This window comes from Kitasatospora sp. NPDC004240, assembly GCF_053603215.1.
This window is the reverse complement of the sequence record NZ_JBSGFD010000304.1, coordinates 1-7,011: the sequence shown is the minus strand read 5'-3', so window position 1 is coordinate 7,011 and position 7,011 is coordinate 1. Positions and strand designations below refer to the sequence as shown.

Below are 7,011 nucleotides of genomic sequence, written 5' to 3'. Positions count from 1 at the left end.
GCCCGGTGCGCCGGGTGCCGCTCCCGCGTGCCAGCCGGCCGCGGATCCCCGCCGGGAACGTCCTGCTCCGCCCCGCCGTCCGGCGCGGCCCCCCGGTGCTCGTCCCGGCCTGAGCCCGCCGCCTTCACGGCGCTCGGCCGCTCCCCGCGCACCCCTTCCCGTACGCGTTCCGTACGCGACAGAGCACAGGACGAGTCACCCCATGAGCACCAACCGCCAGAACGCCGACCGCAAGGCCGCCCGCCGCGCCGCCACCGAGCGCATGCGCCAGGAGCGGGAGGCCGCCGAGCGTTCCGCCCGGATCCGCCGCCGTGTCGTGGTCGGGGCCGCCTCCGCCGCCGTCCTCGCCCTGGTGGGGGGCGTGGCCCTCGCCGTCGGCGGCTCCTCCGGCGCCGGCTCCTCGGTGGCCGGCACCGACGGCCCGCTGGTCGTCCCCGCCCACACGAGCGGCGCCGACGGCACCGTGATCACCTACGGCAAGGCCGACGCCCCGCACACCCTGGAGGTCTTCGAGGACTTCCGCTGCCCGTACTGCGAGAAGGTGGAGACCACCACCGGCTCCACCATGAAGCAGCTGGCCGACGCCGGCACGTACAAGATCGAGTACAAACTGGCGGCCTTCCTCGACAAGGGCCTCGGCGGCAAGGGCTCGCACACCGCGCTGGCCGCCGCGGGCGCCGCGCTGAACGAGGGCGTCGACAAGTTCGCGCAGTTCCACGACGTGCTCTACGCCAACCAGCCCGCGGAGAGCGAGGACGGCTTCGGCGACGTCAACAAGATCCTCGACCTGGCCGGCCAGGTCCCGGGCCTGACGACGGACGGCTTCGTCAAGGCCGTCCGCGAGGGCACCTACCTGCCGTGGGCCGCCAAGGTGGACAAGGCCTTCGACGCCGGCGGTGTCACCGGCACCCCGACCGTCCGGCTGGACGGCACCAAGCTGGAGGTCTTCAAGAACGGCGCGGCGATCACGCCCGAACAGTTCACCGCGACGGTGAAGCAGGTGACCGGATGACCGCCGCCACCCCCGTGACCACCGCCGCCCCCGTGACCGCGCCGCCGCGGCGGTTCGCCGTCCTGCTGCTGGTGACCGGCGCCCTCGGCCTGTTCGCCTCGGTGGTCCTCACCCTGGACAAGATCAGGCTCCTGAAGGACCCGTCCTACGTCCCCAACTGCAACATCAACCCGATCATCAGTTGCGGCTCGATCATGCGCAGCGACCAGGCCGAGGCCTTCGGGTTCCCCAACTCGCTGCTCGGGCTGATCGGCTTCGCCGTGGTGATCACGATCGGCGCCGGCCTGCTCGCCGGGGCGTCCTTCCGCCGCTGGTTCTGGCTCGGCCTCCAGGCCGGGACGCTCTTCGGCATCGGCTTCGTGAGCTGGCTGATGTACCAGGCCCTGTACGAGATCGGCGCGCTCTGCCCGTACTGCATGGTGGTCTGGGCGGCGATGATCCCGCTGTTCTGGTACACCACACTGCACAACCTGCGCACCGGCGTGATCCGCGTCCCCGCCGGCCTGCGCCCGGTCGTCCGGGAGGCCGCCCGCTACCACTGGGTGGTCCCGGCCCTGGCGTACGCGGTGATCGCCCTGCTGATCCTCAACCGCTTCTGGTACTACTGGTCGACCCTGCTCTGATCGAGCCCTCCCGATGGCTCCCACCTGCGGTTATTCAGGTGGGAGCCATCGGCTTGTCCTCCCTGGGCCGTCTACGGGCCGTCGGAACGCTCGGCCGGGTCCTGGTAGAGGGCGTCCACGGCCCGGCGGGTCCTGTCCGGGCTGCTCGGCATGAGGTGCGTGTAGGTCCGCAGGGTGATGGCCGGGTCCGCGTGCCCCAGGTACTCGCTCAGGGCCTTGATGTTCTCGCCGGCGTCGAGCAGCACCGAGGCGTAGAAGTGCCTGAGGGCATGCATCCCGTCCCGGGGCGCGCTCGCAGGCGGCTGCCCGGGCCGCGGGGCCGGGATCACTCCCCCGGCCGCCAGCGCGGGCTTCCACAACGACTGGTTAAACGTCGAGCGGCGGAAGGTCTCCCCTGCCGCATCGGTGAAGAGCAGCAGTTTGGTGACCTTGGGTCCGTCCCACGTCCGCCACGGGAGCGTCACCGCAGTCGGGGGAAAGGCCGCGAGGTGCTCCTTGAGAATGGCTGCGACAGCCGCCGGCAGCGGTACGTCACGCGTTTTGTTGCCCTTCGGGGGCGCGTAGATCAGCCCTTGCCGCAGAAGCTTGACCTGCGAGACGACGCGCAGGGTTTCCGCCTCGAAGTCGATCGCGTCGACCGCCAGGCCGAGAATCTCCCCCTGCCGCAGCCCGCACCCTCCCCCGAGATCCACCACCGGCCGAAGAGACTCCGGGAGCCCGGCCCGTACCGCGAACAGCCTCTCGGCCGTCCACGGGACGACACGCTCCCGATGGGACGTCGGCTGGCGGACCGACCGGGAAGCACAGGGATTCCGCGCGAGGAAGCCGTCGTCCACACCGGCGGAGAGCACCGCTCGGGCGTCGGTGTAGATGATCCCGATGTACGACGCCGCCAGGCCGGATCCTTCCAGCCGCTTGAGCCATTCGCGGATGTGGACGGGCTGGAACGTCCCCATCGGGCGGGAGCCGAGATACGGGAGCACGTGCAGGCGGAGCCGCCGCTCTGTGCCCTCCTGGGTGACAGCGTCCGTCGTCTGGGAGGCCAACCACCGCAGCGCGTACTCCTGGAACGTCGTGCGGGCGGCCTTGGGATCCACGTACTGCCCGCGCTCCATGTCGGCGCGCGTCTGCGCCAACCAGAGATCCGCCTCCCGCTTCTTGCGGTCGGGGAAGCTCTTGCTCTTCTCGTTGCCGTCGGGCCCGATGTACCGGGCCCGATAGCGCATCCCCGTGCCGTAGCGCTCGGACTTCATCCGGCGGGTCTTGCCGTCGGGGCCGGTCTCGGTCTTGTACCAGCGGTCCTGAACGTGGCCAGCCATGCGGCCGGCCTCCTTTCGGTAGAGCACAGCGAAGGCCCGTGACGTTCGGCGTCACGGGCCTTCTGCCAGGCGATCAACGGGTTTAGGCAGCGTCCTTGCGGGCCTGGCTGTCCATCCACGCGAGGACGGAGGCCAGGGTGAAGCGAACGTGGCGCCCGGCGCGGAAGCCCTGCGGTCCGGTGTGCTTCCGGCGCCACTGATAGACGGTTTCGACCGAGGGGAGCTTGAGGAACTCCGCCAGTTCCTCGCAGGTGAGGACGACGAAGCGGGGGTCGGTCTGTCCGTCGCCGGGCAGCGCGGCGTTCTTGGGCATGTCTGCTCCAGAATCCAGGGACCAGTCTCGGGTGGGTGTGGCGGCCCGTCGCGGCGGGCCTCGGCTGCATTCCGCTGTCACTGCGGGTGTCACCGACATCTGCGCAGGTCAGTGGCCCTCGGTGACAGCTGTGACAGCTGTGACAGTCCAGGGGTGCTCCCGCCTGTCACGGAGTTCATGGCACGACGTAGGCGCCGCTGGTGTCAGTGCGAAGCTGGCCGTCCTTGGCCATACGGGTGCAGGTCTGGCGGGTGTTCGCGTAGTCGAGGCCCGTGGCGGCTGCGATGTCCTTCGGTTTGCTGCCGGGGTTGGCGCGGACGTGGGCGAGGATCCGGGAGCGGGTGTCGCCGATGGTGTGATCGCTGGCGGGGCCGTCGAGGAGGAGCCAGCTGCCGGTGTCGGGCTGGAATTCGAGGGCGTGTTCGGCTTCGTCGACGTCGCGGCCGGTGATGTGGAGGACGCCGTCGGCCTTTCCGCGTGAGCGCTTGAGGACGAGGGTGGCGTCGGCGGCGCCGGCGAGGCCGTTGGTGCCGGAGACTTCGGCGAGGAAGTCGTCGGAGGCCATCTTGCGGACGTGGTGGACGAGGATCGTCGCGACGGAGTGGCGGTCGGCGACCTGTTTGACGTGGCCGATGGCGGCGTAGTCGGCGTCGTAGGCGGCGACGCCGGGCGGGGACTGGCCGCGGACCTTGGCGAAGACGTCGATGACGACGAGGCGGGGGTCGGTGTTCTGGGTGAGCCAGCGGTCGAGGGCGTCGGCGCCGCCCTGGGGAAGCGGGGGGAACTCGGTGACGAGAGTGAGGGCTTTGGGGGCTTCGCGTCCGGCGAGGAGCTTGCCCATGCGAGTCTTGAGACGGCGGGGTGTGTCCTCCAGCGCGAGGTAGAGGACGGGGCCGGGTTCGACCTCGACGCTGCCGAAGGCGGGGCGGCCGGCAGCGACGTCGAGGCCCAAGCCCAGGGAGAGCCAGGACTTGCCGACCTTGGGTGGTCCGGCGAGGAGGCTGACGCCTTCGGCGAAGAACCCGGGGACGGCCCAGCGGGGTTCGGGGAAGTCGGTGGCCATGAGGTCGGCCGCCGACCACACCGTGCGGGGCCTGGGAGGGGTCGTGGGCGCCTCTGTGGCGGTGGGTCGGGGTGCGGGCTCGGGGGCGGCCCAGGGGCCGTTGTCGGGGGCTGGTTCGTCCGGCCACGGCGCTTCGTCGTCGCCGACGATCCGCAGCCTCGGGCCGGGGGTCGTGTCCCTCGGGTCGGCGGGGCGGGTCATGCGACGGCCCGGTGGGGCCGGTCAGGTGCACGGCCCGCCGACGGGTGCGGGGTGTGAAGGGGGATGCGGGCCACGGATGTCCCTTTCTGGCCGGTGGAGTCAGTGGCGGGCTTGATGGCGCAGGCCCGGCCGGTGCGGGGGCGGAGAAGCGCTTTTCCGCCCCCGCACGGCGCGGGAGGTGGTCAGGCCGCGCGTGGTGTAGGTCCGGCGCCCCGGTCGAAACCGCGGCGGATGGTCCGCTCGCACACCGGCTCGGTCAGGCCGCAGGCCAGACCGGCGCTCAGGAGCGTGTCGTGGGCGAGTGGTTCGGGGACGGTACCGGTGGCGACGAGCTGGCCGAGGCGGGCGGCGGAGGCGAACAGCCGGTTCTTGCGGCCGGGTCTCTGCTGCGCGCGGATCTTGGCGGCTTCGCCGTCGAGGACGGCTTGGACGTAGGCGCTCTGCACCCGGATGCCGCGGCGCAGGGCCTCGGGGTCGGGCATGCGCGCGGGCGGCGGCGCAGGGGCGAGCAGGGCGAGCAGCTCCGCGGGGGCGGGGGCGGGGGCGGTGGTGTTTGGGTCGGCGCCCGGGGCGAAGGCGTAGGTGCCGTGCTGGGTGCGGGAGCCGGGGCCGACGAGGTAGCCGGCGGTGCCGCGTACGTCGATGCCGGGGGCGAGGTCGCCGGCGGAGTTGGTGATCCGGGCGTCGGGTGGTGCGGTGAGCCAGAGGTGGAGGCCGCCGCTGGGGGTGGCCACGGTGGTGGTCGGCGGGATGCGGAAGCCGTGGCGGTCGGCGAGGGCGTGCAGGTTGCCGGGGCCGTCGGCGCCGTGCTTGACGTCCAGGTCAATGCCGATGAGGTGGTACGGGGCCTGGCCGCAGGCGATGCCGTAGGCGGTGGCCCACGGGGCGGCCTCGAACAGCTCGCGGAGCCGGTCGAGGTCGGTGGTGGCGTCGTGGACGCCGTGGCCGAGCCGGCCGCAGGCACCCCGGCAGCGCGGGTCGCCGGGGTGGGGGCTGGGGATGGCGGGCCGTTTGCTACGGGCCAGCGGGAAGACCCGCAGGCCGCGGGCGGCGGCGAACTGCGCGGCCGCCAGGGCATGGTGCCAGTCGGGTGCGGGCACGGGAGACCTCCTGGTCGGGTGTTGATGGCGGGGCGGGCCGGTGGCGCGATGGCCACCGGCCCGCTCCGGGGCGTTGGGTGGTCAGGTGGCCGGGTCGGTGTCGAACGACTGCTGGCCGTCGACGTCGCTGGTGGGCTCGGGCGGCATGAGGGCGTCGAGGGCGGTGCGGTGGTGCTGGTCGGTGTCGGGGCAGATGGTGCGCTGGTCGGCGGTGACGAGCCAGCCGCAGCGGCGGGCGTGGTTGGCGGCGATCTGCGGGGTGTCGAACAGCGGGATGACGCAGTCGTCGGTGTCCTCGTCGCCGCACACGTCGCAGCTGACGATGTGGAAGGTGATCGCGCGGATCGTCATGGCGGGACTCCTACGCGGCCTTGAGACGCCGGGCGGTGGGGAGGGTGTCGGCCCAGACGGCACGCAGGGCGGTGCGGTCCTGGCGGTCGCGGACGGGGGTTTCGGGCCTGTGATCGCCGGAGCGCACGGGCATCTGGAGGCCGAGGAAGTCGGGGCCGGCGGCGACGAGCAGGGGCTTGCCGGGGCCGGCGGACCAGGTGGTGAGCGGCTGCCAGTGCTCGGCGGCCTTGGCCCAGCGGGCGAGGAAGTCGGCGTTGTAGTGGGTTTCGGTGTCCTGGTGGGGCTCGGCGGCGAGGGCGGCGGCGAACAGGGGCCGCCACTTGGGGAACTTGCGGGCCAGGGAGGCGTTCGCGTTCAGGGTGAGGGAGCGGGTGCCGTCGCCGATGGTGAGGAGCCCGTCGGGGGTGCGGGTGCAGCCCCTGCTGTGGGTGAGGTGGAGGTCGGCGGGGCGGCGGCGGGCGGGGAACAGGGCGCGCAGCGCGGTGAGGTCGGCGCGGGCGATGACCGCCCTCCACGGCTGGGGCTCGGTGGCCTCGGTGCGGGTGACGGCGAAGGTGTAGCGGTCGGTCGCGGCCGCGAGCAGGTGGGTGCCGTCGGCCTCCAGGTAGATGCCGCCGATAGACGGCAGGGTGGTGTCGGTGCTGATGTGCGGGGCGAGCTGGGTGACGAAGCGGGGCAGGGCGGCGGTGGTGACGGTCATCCCGGGTCCTTTCGGGTCGGTCAGAACAGGGCGTCGGGTTCGGTCGGCGGGTGGGCCGCCTGGCGGGTCCTGCGGGCGGCGCGGGTGGTGGCGTCGAGGCAGGCCGGGCACCAAGCGGCCAGCGCGGCCTTGGGCAGGGTGGCGGCGTGGTGCGCGGGCAGGAGGATGTCGGCCGGTTCGGCGGGGGCGGCGGCCAGGCGGACGGGGCCGGTGCCGTGGCGGGGGCCGTAGCCGCCGTGGACGGCGGGGCAGCGCCCGCCGTCCTTGGCGTGGTTCTTGCCGCAGGTGCCGCGGCACTGGCAGCGGCCGGCGGCGGCCGCGAGGACGGC

General features: G+C 72.9%; 9 protein-coding genes. 2 read left to right on the top strand and 7 right to left on the bottom strand.

Features of this window, described 5'->3' with window-relative positions:
• Positions 1-202: 202 nt before the first annotated feature.
• Positions 203-1,012 (top strand): DsbA family protein, encoded by an 810-nt coding sequence (locus ACWEQL_RS39675; protein WP_452156025.1) that lies wholly within the window; start codon positions 203-205, stop codon positions 1,010-1,012.
• Positions 1,009-1,635 carry a vitamin K epoxide reductase family protein gene (locus ACWEQL_RS39670; protein WP_452156023.1) on the top strand — a complete coding sequence of 209 codons (627 nt, stop codon included), beginning with the start codon at positions 1,009-1,011 and terminating at the stop codon, positions 1,633-1,635. The genes ACWEQL_RS39675 and ACWEQL_RS39670 overlap by 4 nt, the downstream gene beginning before the upstream one ends.
• Positions 1,636-1,706: 71 nt before the next feature.
• Here ACWEQL_RS39670 and ACWEQL_RS39665 read toward each other — a convergent pair whose 3' ends face one another.
• The 7 genes from ACWEQL_RS39665 to ACWEQL_RS39635 all read right to left on the bottom strand — a co-directional run.
• Positions 1,707-2,954, bottom strand: a complete 1,248-nt coding sequence (locus ACWEQL_RS39665) for a site-specific integrase (protein WP_452156021.1) — start codon at positions 2,952-2,954, stop codon at positions 1,707-1,709.
• An 82-nt stretch (positions 2,955-3,036) separates the two neighbouring features.
• On the bottom strand, positions 3,037-3,267 hold the full coding sequence (locus ACWEQL_RS39660) for a helix-turn-helix domain-containing protein (RefSeq protein ID WP_452156019.1): 231 nt from the start codon (positions 3,265-3,267) through the stop codon (positions 3,037-3,039).
• A 175-nt stretch (positions 3,268-3,442) separates the two neighbouring features.
• The gene (locus tag ACWEQL_RS39655) at positions 3,443-4,531 is read right to left on the bottom strand and encodes an AAA family ATPase (RefSeq protein WP_452156017.1); all 1,089 of its coding nucleotides are present in this window, start codon (positions 4,529-4,531) and stop codon (positions 3,443-3,445) included.
• A gap of 182 nt (positions 4,532-4,713) precedes the next feature.
• Positions 4,714-5,631 carry a bifunctional DNA primase/polymerase gene (locus ACWEQL_RS39650; RefSeq protein ID WP_452156015.1) on the bottom strand — a complete coding sequence of 306 codons (918 nt, stop codon included), beginning with the start codon at positions 5,629-5,631 and terminating at the stop codon, positions 4,714-4,716.
• An 81-nt stretch (positions 5,632-5,712) separates the two neighbouring features.
• The gene (locus ACWEQL_RS39645; protein ID WP_452156013.1) at positions 5,713-5,982 is read right to left on the bottom strand and encodes a hypothetical protein; all 270 of its coding nucleotides are present in this window, start codon (positions 5,980-5,982) and stop codon (positions 5,713-5,715) included.
• Positions 5,983-5,992: 10 nt separating this feature from the next.
• Positions 5,993-6,682 carry a DNA polymerase III subunit beta family protein gene (locus tag ACWEQL_RS39640; protein ID WP_452156011.1) on the bottom strand — a complete coding sequence of 230 codons (690 nt, stop codon included), beginning with the start codon at positions 6,680-6,682 and terminating at the stop codon, positions 5,993-5,995.
• A gap of 20 nt (positions 6,683-6,702) precedes the next feature.
• Positions 6,703-7,011: hypothetical protein (locus tag ACWEQL_RS39635; protein WP_452156009.1), on the bottom strand; the 309-nt coding region annotated here is incomplete at its 5' end.